At 32.3% G+C, this 18032-nt stretch carries 17 protein-coding genes and 2 pseudogenes; 12 read left to right on the top strand and 7 right to left on the bottom strand.

From position 1 onward, the window contains the following. The 5 genes from ACZZZT_RS07415 (at window position 1) to ACZZZT_RS07395 (ending at window position 4548) form a co-directional block, all read left to right on the top strand. Window positions 1–909: a ParB/RepB/Spo0J family partition protein gene (locus ACZZZT_RS07415; protein ID WP_042566028.1), complete on the top strand. Its 909-nt coding sequence runs from the start codon at window positions 1–3 to the stop codon at window positions 907–909. Continuing rightward, a complete protein-coding gene (locus tag ACZZZT_RS07410) occupies window positions 909–1478 on the top strand; it encodes a DUF5683 domain-containing protein (RefSeq protein ID WP_042566027.1) in 570 nt (189 codons plus the stop codon). Before ACZZZT_RS07415 ends, ACZZZT_RS07410 begins: the two co-directional genes overlap by 1 nt. A gap of 39 nt (window positions 1479–1517) precedes the next feature. Further along, window positions 1518–2219: a 4-hydroxy-tetrahydrodipicolinate reductase gene (gene dapB / locus ACZZZT_RS07405; RefSeq protein WP_073396172.1), complete on the top strand. Its 702-nt coding sequence runs from the start codon at window positions 1518–1520 to the stop codon at window positions 2217–2219. A 64-nt stretch (window positions 2220–2283) separates the two neighbouring features. Continuing rightward, a complete protein-coding gene (gene lepB / locus ACZZZT_RS07400) occupies window positions 2284–3837 on the top strand; it encodes a signal peptidase I (RefSeq protein WP_463459925.1) in 1554 nt (517 codons plus the stop codon). 90 nt (window positions 3838–3927) lie between these two features. Continuing rightward, the gene (locus ACZZZT_RS07395; protein ID WP_463459924.1) at window positions 3928–4548 is read left to right on the top strand and encodes a WbqC family protein; all 621 of its coding nucleotides are present in this window, start codon (window positions 3928–3930) and stop codon (window positions 4546–4548) included. 53 nt (window positions 4549–4601) lie between these two features. Here the strand turns inward: ACZZZT_RS07395 and ACZZZT_RS07390 are convergent, their stop codons facing one another. The 6 genes and pseudogenes from ACZZZT_RS07390 to ACZZZT_RS07365 form a co-directional block, all read right to left on the bottom strand. Continuing rightward, on the bottom strand, window positions 4602–5648 hold the full coding sequence (locus ACZZZT_RS07390; RefSeq protein ID WP_042566024.1) for an endonuclease/exonuclease/phosphatase family protein: 1047 nt from the start codon (window positions 5646–5648) through the stop codon (window positions 4602–4604). 19 nt (window positions 5649–5667) lie between these two features. Then, entirely contained in the window at window positions 5668–6528 is an 861-nt protein-coding gene (locus ACZZZT_RS07385; RefSeq protein WP_042566023.1) for a rhomboid family protein, read from the bottom strand. Window positions 6529–6583: 55 nt separating this feature from the next. After that, a pseudogene (locus ACZZZT_RS07380) lies at window positions 6584–7331 on the bottom strand (rhomboid family intramembrane serine protease). Beyond that, window positions 7328–9260, bottom strand: a pseudogene (gene mutL / locus ACZZZT_RS07375) (DNA mismatch repair endonuclease MutL). The pseudogenes ACZZZT_RS07380 and mutL overlap by 4 nt, the downstream one beginning before the upstream one ends. Window positions 9261–9473: 213 nt before the next feature. Beyond that, the gene (gene ribH, locus ACZZZT_RS07370) at window positions 9474–10046 is read right to left on the bottom strand and encodes a 6,7-dimethyl-8-ribityllumazine synthase (protein ID WP_042566020.1); all 573 of its coding nucleotides are present in this window, start codon (window positions 10044–10046) and stop codon (window positions 9474–9476) included. Window positions 10047–10126: 80 nt separating this feature from the next. Continuing rightward, window positions 10127–10906, bottom strand: a complete 780-nt coding sequence (locus ACZZZT_RS07365) for a tetratricopeptide repeat protein (protein WP_042566019.1) — start codon at window positions 10904–10906, stop codon at window positions 10127–10129. Between the two features lie 398 nt (window positions 10907–11304). On the opposite strand from ACZZZT_RS07365, the gene recF reads away from it, so the two are divergent. The 3 genes from recF (at window position 11305) to ACZZZT_RS07350 (ending at window position 14402) form a co-directional block, all read left to right on the top strand. Then, entirely contained in the window at window positions 11305–12384 is a 1080-nt protein-coding gene (gene recF, locus ACZZZT_RS07360; RefSeq protein ID WP_463459923.1) for a DNA replication/repair protein RecF, read from the top strand. Window positions 12385–12570: 186 nt separating this feature from the next. Next, the gene (locus ACZZZT_RS07355; RefSeq protein WP_463459922.1) at window positions 12571–13248 is read left to right on the top strand and encodes a DUF2461 domain-containing protein; all 678 of its coding nucleotides are present in this window, start codon (window positions 12571–12573) and stop codon (window positions 13246–13248) included. An 89-nt stretch (window positions 13249–13337) separates the two neighbouring features. Next, on the top strand, window positions 13338–14402 hold the full coding sequence (locus ACZZZT_RS07350) for a glycosyltransferase family 4 protein (protein ID WP_463459921.1): 1065 nt from the start codon (window positions 13338–13340) through the stop codon (window positions 14400–14402). 95 nt (window positions 14403–14497) lie between these two features. Here ACZZZT_RS07350 and ACZZZT_RS07345 read toward each other — a convergent pair whose 3' ends face one another. Then, window positions 14498–15211: a hypothetical protein gene (locus ACZZZT_RS07345; protein ID WP_463459920.1), complete on the bottom strand. Its 714-nt coding sequence runs from the start codon at window positions 15209–15211 to the stop codon at window positions 14498–14500. A gap of 165 nt (window positions 15212–15376) precedes the next feature. On the opposite strand from ACZZZT_RS07345, the gene murB reads away from it, so the two are divergent. The 4 genes from murB to ACZZZT_RS07325 are packed head-to-tail and all read left to right on the top strand — an operon-like array spanning window position 15377 to window position 18008. Next, a complete protein-coding gene (gene murB, locus ACZZZT_RS07340; protein ID WP_463459919.1) occupies window positions 15377–16390 on the top strand; it encodes a UDP-N-acetylmuramate dehydrogenase in 1014 nt (337 codons plus the stop codon). A 27-nt stretch (window positions 16391–16417) separates the two neighbouring features. Then, entirely contained in the window at window positions 16418–16921 is a 504-nt protein-coding gene (locus ACZZZT_RS07335) for a hypothetical protein (protein ID WP_463459918.1), read from the top strand. Window positions 16922–16925: 4 nt separating this feature from the next. After that, window positions 16926–17381 (top strand): GNAT family N-acetyltransferase, encoded by a 456-nt coding sequence (locus ACZZZT_RS07330; RefSeq protein WP_463459917.1) that lies wholly within the window; start codon window positions 16926–16928, stop codon window positions 17379–17381. 12 nt (window positions 17382–17393) lie between these two features. Further along, window positions 17394–18008 carry an FMN-binding negative transcriptional regulator gene (locus ACZZZT_RS07325; protein WP_463459916.1) on the top strand — a complete coding sequence of 205 codons (615 nt, stop codon included), beginning with the start codon at window positions 17394–17396 and terminating at the stop codon, window positions 18006–18008. The last annotated feature ends 24 nt before the right edge of the window (window positions 18009–18032 follow it).

Raw genomic sequence — 18032 nt, 5'->3', positions numbered from 1 at the left:
ATGACAAAAGCAATTAAAAAACAAGCCTTAGGAAGAGGATTATCAGCATTATTAAAAGATCCGGAAAACGACATTACATCAGTAGAAGACAAAAATGCTGATAAGGTTGTTGGAAATATCATAGAGCTTGAAATAAGTGCTATCGAAATAAATCCGTTTCAGCCTAGAAGCAATTTTAATGAAGAATCATTACGAGAGTTAGCTACTTCTATTAAAGAACTTGGCGTAATTCAACCTATTACTGTTCGAAAATTAGACTTCAACAAATACCAGTTAATTTCTGGAGAGCGCCGTTTGCGTGCTTCGACATTAGTTGGTTTAACTACAGTTCCGGCTTACATTCGTATTGCGAATGACAATGAATCTTTGGTTATGGCTTTGGTTGAAAATATTCAGCGTCATGACTTAGATCCAATCGAGATTGCACTTTCATATCAGCGTTTAATTGACGAAATTCAATTAACACAAGAACAAATGAGCGAGAGAGTTGGTAAAAAACGTTCTACAATTGCCAATTATTTACGTCTTTTAAAACTAGATCCGATTATTCAAACGGGTATTCGTGATGGTTTTATTAGTATGGGTCACGGTAGAGCAATTATCAATATCGAAGATCTTGACATTCAAACTGATATTTATCAAAAAATCGTAAGTCAAAATTTATCTGTTCGTGAAACAGAAACTTTGGTAAAAAATTATCACGAAAGTTTAAAACCAAAACCTGAAGGTGAAGAAAAACCAAAATCAGCTTCTTCATTTGTAGTTAAAGAAACGCAAAAAAATACTTTCAACGATTATTTTGGCGCAAAAGTTGATGTAAAAGTTGCCGGAAACGGAAAAGGAAAAATTACAATTCCTTTTAATTCTGAAGCCGACTTTAATCGAATAATAAAATTAATAAACGGATAGTGAATAAAATTGTCCCCATAAGTCTATTGTTCTTTCTCTTAGGAACCGTCTCTCTTTTTGCTCAGGCAAAAGAAGAAACGGTTTTAGTCGCTAAAGACACTACTAAGATGCAGGAAATAGACCCGCTAACACCAGCAAAAGCTGCCTTTTATTCGGCAATTTTACCTGGTTTAGGTCAGGCATACAACAAAAAATACTGGAAAATTCCGTTAGTATACGGAGCAATTGGAACCAGTATGTATTTTTATATAGACAACAACAGAAAATATAAAGATTATCGAGACGAATACAAACGAAGACTCGAAGGTTACGGCCCTGGAACTGGCGGGAAGTACGATTTCCTAGACGACAGCAGACTTATTGCCGGTCAAAAATTCTATCAAAGAAATCGAGATTTATCTCTACTCTTTGTTGTTGGATTTTATGCCTTAAATATTATCGATGCCAATGTTGATGCAGCGTTAATTCAATTTAACGTAAACGAAAGATTATCGATGAAACCTGAAATCTATCCCAACGATGTAACATTTAAACCAAATGTTGGACTAACTTTTAATTACCGCTTTTAAATAGAACTCATTTCTATTTAATTCAAAAAAATATACATAATGAAAATTGCACTTTTAGGATACGGAAAAATGGGTAAAGTAATCGAAAGAATTGCTTTAGAAAGAGGTCATGAAATTGTTTTAAAGAAAGATGAATCTAATACCTACGACGGACTTTCAACTGCAGATGTCGCCATCGATTTTAGTGTTCCTACCGCTGCTGTAGCTAATATTTCGAGTGCTTTTCACGCAAATGTCCCTGTAGTATCCGGCACAACCGGATGGCTGGAACATTTTGACGAGATGGTTGCACTTTGTAATGAAAAGCAAGGTGGTTTTATTTCTAGTTCTAATTTTAGCCTTGGTGTAAATATTTTCTTTGAACTCAATGAATATTTAGCCAAAATAATGTCTCAGTTCGATTCGTATAAAGTTACGATGGAAGAAATTCATCACACACAAAAACTAGATGCTCCAAGCGGAACAGCTATTTCTTTGGCAAAAGGCGTTATTGAAAATAGCAACTACGCAAATTGGACCATGGATGAAGCAAAAAATAATGAAATCCATATTGAAGCAAAAAGAATTGGTGACGTTCCGGGAACTCACACGGTCACTTATGAATCAATTGTAGATAGCATCGAATTAAAACATACTGCCCATAACCGTGAAGGTTTTGCACTTGGAGCCGTAATTGCTGCCGAATGGTTAGCCGGTAAAAAGGGAATTTATAGTATGAAAGATGTTTTAAACCTAAAATAAACTAATCTAAAGCGTAAGGTTTTCAACAAAAAACCTGAAAACTTGAAACATAAAACATAAAATTATGACTCTATATCTTTGGTTCGTATTTTTCTTAGCTGTACAAATTATCCACTTTATTGGAACATGGAAATTGTATCAGACTGCCGGCAGAAAAAGTTGGGAAGCAGCAATTCCTGTTTACAACTCAATAGTTTTAATGAAAATTATTGGCCGACCTACATGGTGGACAATATTACTTTTCATCCCGATTATTAACTTAATTATGTTTCCGGTTGTTTGGGTTGAAACTTTAAGAACATTTGGCAAAAAATCGACTTTAGATACCATTTTAGGAATTGTAACATTTGGATTTTACATCTATTATGTAAATTATACTCAGAAATTAGAATATAATTCAAATCGTAAATTAACTCCCGAAAATAAAGCTGCCGATACCGTAAGCTCGTTACTTTTTGCAATTATTGTTGCAACATTAGTACATACTTATCTGGTTCAGCCTTATACAATACCTACTTCTTCATTAGAAAAATCATTATTAATTGGAGACTTTTTATTTGTTAGTAAAGTAAATTACGGTCCAAGAGTTCCCATGACAACGGTAGCATTGCCAATGGTCCATGATACAATACCATTCATTAAAAGAAAATCATATTTAAGCTGGCCACAATTACCTTATTTCAGATTGCCTGCTTTTGAAAAAATAAAAAGAACAGATATTGTAGTTTTTAACTGGCCGGTCGACACTGTTCATTATTTTTATGAGCCAAAAGGAAGACCCGGAGTTATTAAACCAATCGATAAAAAATCGAATTACGTAAAAAGATGCGTTGGTATTCCTGGTGATAGTTTATCTATTAAAGATGGATTTGTTTTCATCAACGGAAAAAAATTAGTTTTACCAGAAAGAGCAAAACCACAATACTCATATTCTGTAGCTTTAGATGGAAAAACGCCTATCGATTTCGAAACTTTAATGAGAGAAATGGATATTACGGATGGTGCTGGTTTCAAAAGCGAAAAAAGAGACACTTTATATTTTAGTGCTTTAACAGAAGCTAGCGCTGAACGCTTGAAAAACACTCCTGGAATCACTGCAGTGACAAGGGTAATAAAAAGAGATAGCGATGATAGAGTGTTCCCACATATTAATAAATGGAACGAAGATAACTACGGTCCGATTTATATTCCGGAAGCTGGAAAAACAGTAGCGCTAACTAACGAAACATTGCCATTTTACAAAGAAATTATAACAAAATACGAAGGAAACACTCTTGAATTAGATGGTTCTCATTTTATAATTAATGGAAAACAAACCAATAGTTATACCTTCAAACAAAACTATTATTGGATGATGGGAGACAACCGTCACAACTCTGAAGATAGTCGTTATTGGGGTTACGTTCCTGAAGATCACATTGTAGGAAAACCAGTTTTTATCTGGCTAAGCTGGGACACTAATGGTAAGGGAATCAATAAAATTCGTTGGAGCAGAGTTTTTACGACTGTTGACGGTGAAGGACAACCACAATCTTATTTCAAATATTTTCTTATTCTTCTTGCAGTATATTTTATTGGAGAATATTTCTGGAGAAAAAGAAGAGAAAACAAAGCATAAATAAAAATAGTTATTTTTTGTTTCAGGTTCCAAGTTTCAAGTTTTATACGAACCTGAAACTTGGAACCTGAAACTTTTAAACAAAAAACAATGAATTCTTTATTACTTCCTACCTATTTTCCATCAATTAGCCATTTTGCAGTTATGGCTCAATCTGAAAATATTACTTTTGAGATGGAAGATAATTTTCAAAAACAAACGAACAGAAACCGTACTTACATCTATAGTCCGAACGGAATTCAATTATTAAACATTCCTGTTAAGCATTCTAAAGAAGCACATCAAAAAACAAGAGATGTTTTGATCGAGAATGAATTCGACTGGCAAAAACAGCACTTTAAATCTTTGGAAGCTGCCTATAGAAGTTCCCCTTTTTTCGAATTTTTTGAAGATGATATTCGTCCAATATTCGAGAAAAAACATACTCTTTTAATAGATTTAAATATGGAAGTTTTAGATATTGTGACGAAGTGTTTGAGAATGAAACTGGAATTTGGCAAAACAACTGAATATTTTATCAAAGCTGAAAATATTTCCGATTTCAGATATTTGGCAAACGGAAAAAAGGACAGCAATTTATTCGAAAAATATCCTCAGGTATTTGATGACAAACACGGCTTTATAAACAATCTAAGCGTATTGGATTTGCTTTTTAACGAAGGTAAATTTGCAATGGATTATCTAAAAAATCAAAAGTTAGAAGTAAAATAAAGATTCTCAGTTTTTAGATATTGGATTTTAAAAATTGAGAATTATTTTCTACGTTATTCCATCGAAAGTCTTGTCATAATTGGATAATGATCTGAATTTTCAAAATCAGAAAAACTTTCAAATTGCTTTACTTTCATTTTACTATCTGAGAAAATATAATCTATTCTGGCAGGATAATAACGGAATTTATAAGTGGCTCCAAAACCCTCACCGGCTTCTTCAAAAGTATCTTTCAATTTTCCTTTTATGCTTCGGTAAACGTATGAAAATGGGCTATTATTCATGTCTCCACAAATAATGATAGGATTTTTACATTGCTTGATATTTTCTTTAAAAATCTCAGCCTGTTCTTGTTGTTGCCTAAATCCTTTGCTAATTCTGGTGTAAATTTGTTGCGATTTTTGCTGATTTACATTATCAATATCATCTGAAATTTTATCAACATCAGGCGAAATCTTAATTGACTGTAAGTGCATGTTATAAACACGAATAACGTCTTTACCGCGTTTTATATCAGCATAAATAACATTGTTATCTGATTTAGGAAAAATAATATTTCCTTCATTTATAATAGGAAACTTTGAGAAAATCGCCTGTCCTGTTTTTATTTGATTTCCATCAATAAAAATATAACGGTGCGGATACACTTTTAAATCTAAATGCGCTGAGTTTGAATATTCCTGAATACATAAAATATCAGGGTCCTTTTCATCAATAAAAGCTTTTATATTAGACGGAATATCATCACGATCCAACCATTTAAACACATTAAAAAGGCGAACATTATAACTCATTACTGAGAAATCTTTTTCATCTTCAATATATTCTTTAGGAGAGAATTTATAAAATTTACTAATAAACGTGATTCCGGTCAACAAAACCAAACCAGATAAAATAAGACGTTTCTTGAACTGAATTGCCCAATAAACGAAGAACAATCCATTTAAAACAAAAAAGGCCGGCATAAAGAGCGTTAGCACCGATAAAAGCGGAAAACTTTTTGGTGCCAGAAATGGCAGAATGTAGATACTAAATGTTATTACAGTTAGCACTATATTCAAAAAGAACATTATTTTATTAAACCACGACAGGTTTTTCATTTTTTCTTTGTTACACGGATTATTTTCCTGCTTTAAACAAAAATTCTTTCTCTTCTTTTGTCAAACAATCATAGCCAGACTGGCTAATTTTATCCAATATTTCATCAATTTGTTGTTGCGTTTTATCTTTCGTAACAATTTTTGATATTGGCTTCTGTGTAGGTTTATTGTAATTTTTATGAACTTTTTTGAAGGGGGTTGATGGCGATTTTCTGAACAGATTTGTAAAAAAATCTAATATTCTGGAAATCACAATACTCAAATCAGTTCCATTTTGAAGCAATTTAATGAAAATAAATCCAAAAACAGCACCAGCTAAATGCGAAATATGTCCGCCCATATTACCAAGGCGAAATTGCATTAAATCTAAAATTAAAATTACAGCCGTAATATGCCATAATTTTACATTTCCAATTAATAGCAAACGAATATTCATTAAAGGCTGATAAGTTGTTGTCGCTACCAAAATTGCCATTATTGCAGCTGAAGCTCCAACTATTGACGCTGAATAGTTTAAAAAATAATAACTCAATGCAAATATTACTCCGGCAAAAACAGCACTTAAAATGTATAAGCCTAAATATTGTTTTTGAGTAAAATACGTTAGAAATAAAGTACTGGAAAAATTTAGCACCATCATATTAAACAACAAATGCCAAAATCCGTCATGAAAAAAAGCATAGGTTAAAAATGTCCAGGGCTTAAACATAAAAACCTGAGGATCTGACGACAATGCAAGCCAATTTGGAAATTCGAACTGACCAATTGAAAAATTATAAAAAACCAGAGAAATAAGGAAACAAGCAACGTTCCAGTATATAACGCGCATCGCAATTCCACCCAACTTATATTGTAATTTTAAATCATCAAGAATATTCATAAAAGCTTCTTTTGGTCCCGAAACCTCGGGATAATTGATTATCTAAAGTTAAAAATTAATTCCAACGATTTTTATTAAACTGATTTTTTTCCAGTACCACATAATCATAAATCCAAAAAAAGCTCCGCCAATATGCGCATAATGAGCTATACCAGATTCTATTCCCATAAATGAACTGCCAAAAATTCCGAAAAAGCCATCAAATAAAAGCATGTAAATTGGAACAAAATATTTTGCCTTTATTGGAATTGGAATAAACATAATTCCCAATTCTGCATTAGGAAACATAAAGGTAAAGGCAACTAAAAGACCATAAATTGCTCCCGAAGCACCAACTACTGTTCCTAAATAAGCTTCAGTGAAATGTTTAAATTCAGAAACTGTCAATATTTGTTGCCATCTTGTATCTATTTTACCATCGTTTAATAAGCTCAGAATATCAGCTTTATGAAAACCATTGGCAATTAAGATATTTAAGCTGTCCTGATAAAAATAATAATTAACAGCAAAATTTATCAAAGCAGCACCTAACCCGCATGAAATGTAGAAAAACAAAAATTTCTTTCCACCCCAAAAATGCTCCAGCGTAGAACCAAATGAATATAAGGCAAACATATTGAATGCAATATGAGCAAATCCGCCATGCATAAACATATGAGTAATTGGTTGCCAAACTTTGAAACCAGGATTTTCAGGAAAAAAAGTGCTAAATATTCATAAGAAACCGGCACCAATTGAGCACCAATAAAAAATATGATATTAATAATCAATAATTGTTTTACTACGGGAGTTATGTTCATCATAAGGCAAACTTTTTATCTATATCTTCCACACGCATTGTGATGAAAGTTGGTTTTTGAAAAGGTGAAATATTTGGATCTTTACAGGCAAACAATCCGTTTACTAAATTATCCTGCTCTTTTTCAGTCAAATAAGATCCGGTTTTAACTGCTAAACTTTTCGCCATCGACTTGGCAATTGTATCATTTTGGCTGTAACTGCTTGCCGGGATTCCGTCTTGCAAATCACTTAATAATTGTTCGATTACCATCGAAACTTCACTTTCTGTAATATTAACCGGAATTCCGGAAATCACGATATGGTCTGTTTGTGCTTGTTCAAAAACAAAACCTGTTGTTTCAAGAGAAGGTTTCAATTCTTCGATTAATGTCATTTCATCTGAAGAATAAAATAAATCTAAAGGAAATAACAATTGCTGGCTTGAAGCCTGATTTACGGTCATGTTCAACAAGAATTGTTCGTACAAAATACGTTGATGTGCTCGTTGCTGATCAACGATTACCATTCCTGATTTTATTGGCGAAACAATATATTTTTTATGAATTTGATAGGTTTTCTGAGTCGCTTGTTCTACTTCATCGTCATTAAATAAAGAAGATGTTACTTCTTCATTTTCAAAATTAAAAGGCGAACTTTCTATGCTTTCTACACTTTCTGTATCTAGACCAACATATAAACTTTCCCAACTTGCCGTTGGTTCTACTCTTTTGAATATCCCGAATAAGAATTGGAACCTGAACCTGAACTATAGCTTGATCCTGAACTATAACTTCCTGATCCCGAGCCAGAACTTGCTTTAGAATAATGCTGATTTGTTTTATCATCTGTAAATGGATTAAAAGTTCCATCAACCTGAATAGTAGGAGTTTCGGCCTCTAAATCTTTATAGTGATATGGTGTATCTAAATTCGAATCACGATCAAAATCTAAAACAGGTGCCACATTAAACTGACCTAAACTATGTTTAATAGACGCTCTTAAAATGGCATATAAGGCTTGTTCATCATCAAACTTGATTTCAGTTTTTGTTGGATGAATGTTGATATCAATTGTGTTTGGCGGAACTTGTAAATACAAGAAATAACTTGGCTGCGAACCATCTTTCAAAAGTCCGTCGTAAGCTGCCATGACCGCGTGATGCAAATAACCGCTTTTGATAAAACGATCGTTTACAAAAAAGAATTGTTCTCCCCTGTTTTTCTTGGCGAATTCAGGTTTGCAAACAAATCCCTGAACGTTTATAATTTCAGTATCTTCATTTACAGGAACCAATTTTTCATTGGTTTTACCAGACATTATCCCAACAATTCGCTGGCGATAACCTGCAGCAGGCAAATTATACATTTCGCTGCCGTTATGATAAAAAGTAAAATGAATATTTGGATGCGCTAATGCTACACGCTGAAATTCATCCATAACATGACGAAATTCAACTGTATCTGACTTTAAGAAATTACGGCGGGCAGGAATATTAAAAAAAGATTTTTTACTGCAAATGAAGTTCCTTTTGGTAAAACTGCCACTTCCTGAGACACAAATTTACTTCCTTCGATAATGATATGCGTACCAAGTTCATCCTGATCTTGCTTGGTTTTCATTTCCATATGGGCAATTGCCGCAATAGATGCCAGAGCTTCTCCGCGAAAACCTTTTGTACATAAGGAGAATAAATCTTCGGCCTGACGAATTTTTGAGGTTGCATGGCGTTCAAAACACAAACGCGCATCGGTCACACTCATACCTTTACCATTATCGATAACCTGAACCAAAGATTTACCAGCATCTTTAATAATTAACTTAATGTCGGTTGCATTGGCATCAACAGCATTTTCGAGCAATTCTTTGACTACCGAAGCGGGTCTTTGAACCACCTCTCCAGCGGCAATTTGATTAGCAACGTGATCAGGAAGTAATTGGATAATACTCGACATTAAAAAATTTGGGTTTAAGGTTTATGCTTTGATTTTATTATATTGTAAAAATCTCAGATTGATACTATTAATTTATTTCTGGTTTTAAAATCCAAGGTCTACAAATTTAATGAATTTCTATTGGGTTTTAAAGATCCATCAGTCATAAAAAAAACAAAAACCTATACTATTTTTACACAGTATAGGTTTTAATCTTTTTAAAACGATTGTGTTTTATTCTTTATCTATTTTTCTAGGAGTTTCCTCTATTTGAATCGCGCCAGAAGTTAGCAATGGCTGATTAAATGGATGCGACATAGAAGCTTGTTGACGGATATACGCCATTTTTATCGCTGCAATTGCAGCCTCAGTCCCTTTGTTTCCGTGAATCCCTCCACTTCTGTCAATAGATTGTTGGATATTATTATCTGTTAATACACAAAAAATAACGGGAATATCTGTTTGAACATTCAAGTCTTTAATTCCTTGAGTAACACCTTCGCAAACAAAATCAAAATGTTTGGTTTGTCCCTGAATTACGCATCCAATTACAATTACGGCATCAACATTTTGTGTTTGCAACATTTTTTTTGCGCCGTAAATCAGTTCAAAACTTCCCGGAACATTCCAACGAATGATTTGTGTTGCGGGAACTTCGCAGTCAATTAACGCATCAAAAGCGCCATTGTAAAGTCCTTCAGTTATGTTTTCATTCCACTCAGAAACAACAATCCCAAATCGAAAGTCTTTCGCATTTGGGATTGTGTTTTTATCGTATTCTGATAAATTTTTATTTTCAGTAGCCATCTGTAATATTTTAGATTTTTGATTTTAGAATTTAGATTCTTAATACAAATCTACAATCTTAAATCTAAAGTCTAAAATTTTTATTGCGCTAATCCAATCAATGCATCAACAGAAGCAGCTTCCGGAGTTGTATCGTAGTTTTCTTTAATATCTGTTAAATATTTTAAAGCGTCTTCTTTTTGACCTAAAGCAATAGCTGTTTTACCGGCTTTTAATAAGAAACGAGGTGTTGTAAAATCGTTTTTATTAGACTCAGCAGCTTTTACATAATAGTCAAGAGCTTCTTTTTGTTGATTTTTTTGAGAGTAAGCATCTCCAATTGCACCTTTTGCCAAAGCACTTAAAATCAAATCTTCAGATTTAAAATCACCTAAATATTTAATTGCCTCGTCAAATTTACCAGTATTTAAATAAGCCATACCAGCATAATAGTTCGCTAAGTTACCAGCATCTGTTCCAGAATATTCTTCAGCGATTTTAATGAATCCGAATTTACCTTCAGAACCATTCAAAGCCAATTTATATAATGAATCGCTTGCCACACCGTCAGTCGCTTTTTGGAAATTTTGTTGAGCAACAAACATTTCGTTTGCAGCTTCATCTTGCTTAGGAGCTTCGATGAATTTTTGGTAAGCCAAATATCCAATAGTAGCAACTGCAATACCAGCAACTAAACCAATAATAATTTTTTGATTTTTAGCAACCCAATCCTCCGTTTTTGAAGCAGTTTCATCTAATTTTGAAAAAACACCAGCTGTTGTGCTGTCTTTTTCGTCAATAATTACCTGTGTTTCTTCATTTACTTCTTTAACTTCCTTTTCTTTTGGTGCTTTATATCCTCTTTTATTGTAAGTAGCCATTTAAAATTAATTTAGTGAACGGCAAAAATAAAATTTTTATTGAAACTGAAGTAAAAAAATCAATTTTATATCTATTTAATATAAAATATTTTAGATAATCTCCGTTTTTTTCTTATCAATCTCGAAATAATAAAAAATAACACATTAAAAATGAATACTATAAACACAATTTTCAACGATTTGAATGATCCTTTTTTCACTTTTCAAAATAGACTTTTTATTACCTCAGAATATTATTTCGCTATAGATTTTTAAGATTATCGCAGATTAAGCGTTTAAAGAATTAAATTTGCCAGACAAATCTTTTTTAATAATTTCATCTGTAGCAGAAAAACTTAATTAAAAAGAGAAATACTCATTATTAAACATCAAATTCTACCATAGAGTTCCTTTAAAAAATGCATTTAAACAAAATTTCTTTATTCAATTATAAAAATTTCTCCGAGGCTAGTTTTGATTTTGACATCAAGATCAACTGTTTTGTTGGAAAAAACGGAATTGGTAAAACTAATGTGCTTGATGCTATTTATCATTTAGCTTACGGAAAAAGCTATTTTAATCCGCTTGCAGTTCAAAACATCAAACATGGTGAAGAGTTTTTTGTAATTGATGCCGAACTGGAAAAAAACGGCAGAACAGAACAAATTGTCTGCAGTTTGAAAAAAGGGCAGAAGAAAATCCTGAAAAGAAATGGGAAGGCTTACGATAAATTTTCTGATCATATTGGGTTTGTTCCACTGGTCATTATTTCTCCGGCAGATCGTGATTTAATTATTGAAGGAAGTGAAACACGCCGTAAATTTATGGACAGCGTGATTTCGCAATTAGATTCGACTTACTTGCATCAGCTTATTCAATATCAAAAAATAATTGCCCAGCGAAATGCTTTATTAAAGTATTTTGCACTAAATCACGTTTTCGATAACGACACCTTATCTATATATAACGAGCAACTTGATGGTTTTGGAAAATCTATTTTTGAAAAGAGAAAAGATTTTCTGGAACAATTTATACCTATATTTAATACACATCATCAGGCAATAACAGGATCTGAAGAAACGGTGCAATTGGTCTATGAAAGTCATTTGTATGAAAAAGACCTGTTGACTATTTTACAGGAAAACATCAATAAGGATCGTGCATTACATTATACAAGTGCAGGAATTCACAAAGATGATTTATCGTTTGAAATTGATTCTCATCCGATAAAAAAATTCGGATCGCAAGGTCAGCAAAAATCGTTTTTAATTGCTTTAAAGCTCGCTCAATTTGAATTCCTGAAAAAACAAAGCGGTGTAAAACCACTATTGCTTTTTGATGATATTTTTGACAAACTTGACGAAACCCGCGTTTCTAAAATTATCGAAATGGTAAACAGCGAAACTTTCGGACAGCTTTTTATTTCTGATACACATCCGGAACGCACCGAAGCTATCGTAAAATCAACACATCAGAGTTATAAAATATTTAATTTGTAATTTTTTTGTTTGCCAAGAATTACAACTAATTTTCACGAATTAAAGCTTTGACAAAGTTTAAAACTTTGTCAAAGCTACAACAATAAGTAATTTGAAAATTAGTGTGAATTCGTGAAATTCGTGGCGAAAAAAATCATTAATTTAGCTCCAAATAAAACTTAAAAACAACTGCAATAAATACCGAATATGCTTACGAAAGAATCATTGCAATTTTTAGACGATTTAAAAAAGAACAACAATAGAGAATGGTTTCAGGATAACAAGAAACGATATGAGGTTTTCAAAAAAGATTATCATCAGTTGGTAAGTGATTTTCTGGATGCGATGAAACCTCTGGATCCTTCGTTAGAATTACTGGAAGTTAAAAATTGTACTTTTAGAATTAACCGTGATATTCGTTTCTCAAAAGATAAATCACCTTATAAAGCCCATTTAGGCGTTTGGATTTCGGGCGGAACAAAAGGTCTTAACCGTGCCGGATATTATGTGCATATTGAAAAAGGTGCGAGTTTTATTGCCGGTGGATTTTATTCTCCAGAATCTGAAGATTTGAAAAAAGTCCGCAAAGAGATTGCTTTTTTTCATGATGATCTTGAAGCTATTCTGGCTGATAAAAACTTCAAAAAAGAATTTGGAAGTTTGGATATAAATGAAAACAATTCTCTTAAAAGTATGCCACGTGGTTACGAAAAAGACCATCCTGCAATTGAGTTTTTAAAATTAAAAAGTTTTACTGCAACTCAAAAATACGACATTAGCGAAGTAACTAAAAAAGATTTCGTTGCCAAAATGAGTCAAAAACTAATTGCTTTAAAACCTTTAAACGAATTCATCAATCGCGCTTTAGACACTGATGAATTTTAGTTTAATTTAAAAAGTTCGCCTCAAATTTCACGAATTTTCATTAATTAATTCGTGTAAATTCGTGAAATTCGCGGCAAAATAACCACCGAATGAAAAAAAGGAAAATACTTTTTCTGGGAGAATCCTATCGTGCCGATGCTATAACCTGGATGAAAGGTTTAAAAGAATTTGGCGATTTTGAAATTATAACCTGGGAACTTCAAACTCCAAACAATTCAAAAATCAACCGATTCAAGCGTATTGCAGAATACTTCTTCTCTCCTATTTCGATTCGGAAAATCATTCGACGAGAAAAACCGGATATGGTAATTGCCGAACGAACTACAAGTTATGGTTTTCTTGCCGCATTATCAGGATCTAAAACTATCGCCATTGCACAACAAGGACGAACTGATTTATGGCCGGAAACCTCTGTTTTGTATCCGTTTAAAAAATTCATTCAGAAATATGCGTTCAAAAAAGCGCATTTAATTCACGCCTGGGGTCCGGTTATGACAATTTCCATGAAAGAAATTGGCGTTGATATGAATAAAGTTTTAGTTATTCCAAAGGGAATTGACTTAACTCTTTTTTCTCCGTCCATAAATAATTCAAATAAAATAGAAGCTATTGTAACGCGTTCGTTGCAACCAGAATATCGTCATGATTCTATTTTGAAAGCTTTCGCGATTTTACACAAAAAGGGAATTGATTTTTCGTTAACGATTGTGGGCGACGGAACTCGTTTACAGTTTTTGAAAGATTTGACCAAAGAATTACAAATTGAAAACAAAGTAATTTTTACAGGAAGAATCCCAAATACCAATCTTCCTAAATTATTACAACAATCAAATATTTACATTAGCATGCCTATTACCGAAGGCGTTTCGGCATCATTGTTTGAAGCAATGGCTTGTAATTGTTATCCTGTAGTCTCTGATATTCCGGGAAATCAAAGCTGGATTAAACATCGTGAAAACGGACAATTAATCGAAATTGATAATATTGAAATGCTTGCAGAAGAATTGATTTGGTCTTTTGAAAATGTTCAATCAAGAAATAATGCGATTTTAGAGAATAGAAAATTTGTGGAAGAGAATGCTAATTATGATATTAATATGAAGGTTATTGCAGATAAATATCATGAGTTACTAGATTCTCGCGTCATTATTTAACCGCAAAGAGCGCTAAGATTTACGCTATGAACGCTAAGCTTTGCGAACTTTGCGTAAATCTTCGCTCTTTGCGGTAAAAACTACATTTTACTCAATCAACGAGGATATGCTAAAGAAACTTTTTGTTTAATACCGTTATAAAGAACATAATGAAAATCCTCATCTTTTCTCACAAGAAACAGTTCTCCGTATCCTTCTTTTTTTGAGTATACAATTTTGTAATCAGACAAACCAATCAACTTGTTGTCCAGATAATCTTTTACACCTTCCTGCGGAATATTTGCTTTTGCATTTACCCATGAATAATTATATGATTTCCAATTTTCATCAAAAGTCTTAAGCATATCAGTATACAGCATTTTATCTTTATCATCTTGTAAATTGCCATTACTTTTAATTAATCGGATTGATTTTGAATCTTGATAGATATAAAAAATTCCTAAATCTACATTCGGTTCTTCTTCTGAATTATCCTCTTTACTATAACTACTATAAGAAATTCTATTTAGCATAAACCGAATATGAGTATCATCAATCAATATAAAACTTCCTGAAATATTCTTAAATATATCATTTCCACATTGAGGTAAATTTCTAATTAAAAAAGTCCCATCATGATTTAAAACAAACATATACCCCCAATGATATTTTCCCATCTTAACAATAGAATATTCTTCAAGGTCACGAACCCCCATTAAATCATTAATTCGCCAAGTATCAAACATATTCATTTGAGCATTCATACCCATTGAAAAAAATAAACTGACTAAAAGAAGTACAACTCTATTTTTAAGAATTGATTTAGACATAATTATACTGTTTTAATTATTTCAAACTTACAAAAAGAAACCATAAAAATTACGAAATTAAGAGCAAGCAAATTCTTTCCATTTTTAATGGGATATTTATTTAAAAACAAACTCAAATAAATTATAATCCTTACTTTTGAGTCAGATTTAAAAGCCCTTTTATTTATGGAAATCCAATCCAATTTTTCTTTAAAAAACTACAATACTTTTGGTATCGAAGCCAAAGCCAGACAATTTGTTGCCGTTCATTCAGTTGATGAATTAAAAACCATTTTAGAAGAAAACAAAAACGAGACAAAGTTTATTCTTGGCGGAGGAAGCAATATGCTTTTAACGAAGGATATTGACGCTTTGGTAATTCACATTGATTTAAAAGGCAAAAAGATCGTTAAAGAAGATGATGATTTTGTTTGGGTCGAAAGTCAGGCCGGCGAAACATGGCACGATTTTGTACTTTATACCATTGAAAATAATTTTGGTGGTTTAGAAAACATGTCATTGATTCCGGGAAATGTCGGCACTACTCCTGTTCAGAATATTGGTGCATACGGAACTGAAATAAAGGACACTTTTGTTTCGTGCGAAGCCATGAATATTGAAACTCAGGAAATGAAAACCTTCACAAACTCCGAATGTAATTTTGGATATAGAGAAAGCATTTTTAAAAATGAAGTCAAAGATCAATATATTATTACATCGGTAATTTATAAACTAACAAAACGCAATCATAAAATCAATATTTCTTACGGAGATATTACAGCTGAATTGGCTAAAAACAATATCACAACTCCAACTTTAAAAGAAGTGAGTAATGCGGTAATTGCCATCAGACAAAGCAAATTACCTGATCCGAAAGAACTCGGAAACAGCGGAAGTTTCTTTAAAAACCCTATTTTACTGAAATCTGATTTTGAAAAAATTCACCAGAAATTTCCAGAAATGAAATATTATGAAGTTTCTGAAACTGAAGTAAAAGTTCCGGCTGGCTGGTTAATTGAGCAAGCTGGTTTTAAAGGAAAACGTTTTGGTGATGCCGGTGTGCACAAAAATCAGGCTTTGGTTTTAGTAAATTATGGAAACGCAACCGGTCAGGAAATTTTAGCCGTTTCAAAAGATGTTCAAAAAACTGTTTTTGAAACATTCGGTATTCATATTGAGGCCGAAGTGAATGTTATCTAAAGCTGGATTTTATCCATTAATTTCTAAATGAAAAAACTTAACTTCAGAGTAATTCTATTTCAAATAATTGGTATAATTTTCCTTATTCATGGCATATTGCAATTAAGATTTTACACCGTAGCTGAAAAGTTTATTTGTGCCACAAATTATTTTCAAAATAAAGAATTAGAATGCTGGAATAGATTATTCCCTAAAAAAGAAGATGTTATTAGTTTTTGGCCGAGTATTTATATCTGGATATTTTTAGGTTTTTTGCTTGGGATTTTTATAGCTTCTTTCCTTAATTGGAGAAACAGATTTTCATCACTAAACACAATTTTAGTCGCAATAGTAATGTATATTATTATGAGATTTAAATTTTTTAGAAAAGGAATATTATCCCGTTTATTTGATTCTTTCATCTCCATATTTTCAGATGATTCTGCCACCCAATTTATCGTTGGAGGAATTATTTTTACTTTAATTGGTGTTACAATTTTATGGTTAAGTGTGAAGCCAAATTTATTTAATTCCGGAAAAGATATAATTTAAATTTATGACAGAAACCATTTCTATAAAAATCACAAATCCAAATGAAAAAGTTGCAGCAATTATAGACGAATTGTCTGCAAATCTTTATCTTCGTTTTGGAAGTGATGGGAAAAATTCTTTCACAGACTGGCAGCAAAATAATTCAAAATATGTTTTTGTTGTAGCTGAAATAAAAAATGAAATTGTGGGTTGCGGAGCGATTAGACCAATTTCTGAAACTGTTGGAGAAGTAAAAAGGATGTATTCTAAATATCCCCGAAAGAAAATTGGTAAAACAATTTTAGCTTTTTTAGAAGATATAGCCTCAAAAAGTGGTTATGAGGAATTAATTTTAGAAACGAGAATAAAAAATACTGAAGCTACACAGTTTTACGAAAAACAAAATTATAAAGTAATTCCAAATTACGGAAAATATAAAGATCGACCAGAAGCTATTTGTTTCAGAAAATCTTTAAAATAAAACTCACTAAAGATGTATACACCAGACTTATACAAAAACGAAGACCCGGAACCAATCAGAACATTTTTGAAAGAAAATAGTTTTGGAATTCTGATCAATCAAACAAACGGAAAATTATGCGCCACACATATTCCGATAGAACTTGAAATTAATGCTGATGGAAAAGAAATTCTGCAAGGACATATTTCTAAACTAAACCCGCAAGCTGAAGGTTTTGCCGAAAATGATCAGGTTTTGGCTGTTTTTTCAGGTCCGCACGGTTATATTTCTTCATCTTGGTACGATCACGAAAATGTACCAACATGGAACTACATAGCCGTACATGTTTACGGGCGAATCAAAATTGTAGATGAAACAGCTACAATAGAACAACTTAAAAAATTAGTTGATAAATATGAGGCGGGTTCTGAAAACCCGGTTCGTGTTGAAGATTTATCAGCAAAAACAATGCGTGAGGCCAGAGGAATCTTTGGTTTTGAGATTGAAATTGATGAAATTCAGGCTACAAAAAAGCTATCACAAAACAGAGATAACCACAATTATAAAAATATAATTTCTGAATTAGAAAAAACCAAAAACCCTCAATCTGTCGCTCTTGCAGCCGAAATGTCAAAATGCCGAAAGTAAATAGCTTTTAATCATTGAAAATTA

The sequence above is a fragment of the Flavobacterium sp. AC274 genome (genome assembly GCF_979258275.1).
The sequence above is the reverse complement of the archived record's forward strand: the minus strand, read 5'-3'. Positions and strand labels throughout refer to the sequence as shown.

What these genes read in the sequence shown, in the direction of transcription:
- ACZZZT_RS07415 (WP_042566028.1), top strand. Translation starts at nt 1, where the DNA reads ATGACAAAAGCAATTAAAAAACAAGCCTTAGGAAGAGGATTATCAGCA.
- dapB (WP_073396172.1), top strand. Translation starts at nt 1,518, where the DNA reads ATGAAAATTGCACTTTTAGGATACGGAAAAATGGGTAAAGTAATCGAA.
- lepB (WP_463459925.1), top strand. Translation starts at nt 2,284, where the DNA reads ATGACTCTATATCTTTGGTTCGTATTTTTCTTAGCTGTACAAATTATC.
- ACZZZT_RS07395 (WP_463459924.1), top strand. Translation starts at nt 3,928, where the DNA reads ATGAATTCTTTATTACTTCCTACCTATTTTCCATCAATTAGCCATTTT.
- ACZZZT_RS07390 (WP_042566024.1), bottom strand. Translation starts at nt 5,648, where the DNA reads ATGAAAAACCTGTCGTGGTTTAATAAAATAATGTTCTTTTTGAATATA.
- ACZZZT_RS07385 (WP_042566023.1), bottom strand. Translation starts at nt 6,528, where the DNA reads ATGAATATTCTTGATGATTTAAAATTACAATATAAGTTGGGTGGAATT.
- ribH (WP_042566020.1), bottom strand. Translation starts at nt 10,046, where the DNA reads ATGGCTACTGAAAATAAAAATTTATCAGAATACGATAAAAACACAATC.
- ACZZZT_RS07365 (WP_042566019.1), bottom strand. Translation starts at nt 10,906, where the DNA reads ATGGCTACTTACAATAAAAGAGGATATAAAGCACCAAAAGAAAAGGAA.
- recF (WP_463459923.1), top strand. Translation starts at nt 11,305, where the DNA reads ATGCATTTAAACAAAATTTCTTTATTCAATTATAAAAATTTCTCCGAG.
- ACZZZT_RS07355 (WP_463459922.1), top strand. Translation starts at nt 12,571, where the DNA reads ATGCTTACGAAAGAATCATTGCAATTTTTAGACGATTTAAAAAAGAAC.
- ACZZZT_RS07350 (WP_463459921.1), top strand. Translation starts at nt 13,338, where the DNA reads ATGAAAAAAAGGAAAATACTTTTTCTGGGAGAATCCTATCGTGCCGAT.
- ACZZZT_RS07345 (WP_463459920.1), bottom strand. Translation starts at nt 15,211, where the DNA reads ATGTCTAAATCAATTCTTAAAAATAGAGTTGTACTTCTTTTAGTCAGT.
- murB (WP_463459919.1), top strand. Translation starts at nt 15,377, where the DNA reads ATGGAAATCCAATCCAATTTTTCTTTAAAAAACTACAATACTTTTGGT.
- ACZZZT_RS07335 (WP_463459918.1), top strand. Translation starts at nt 16,418, where the DNA reads ATGAAAAAACTTAACTTCAGAGTAATTCTATTTCAAATAATTGGTATA.
- ACZZZT_RS07330 (WP_463459917.1), top strand. Translation starts at nt 16,926, where the DNA reads ATGACAGAAACCATTTCTATAAAAATCACAAATCCAAATGAAAAAGTT.
- ACZZZT_RS07325 (WP_463459916.1), top strand. Translation starts at nt 17,394, where the DNA reads ATGTATACACCAGACTTATACAAAAACGAAGACCCGGAACCAATCAGA.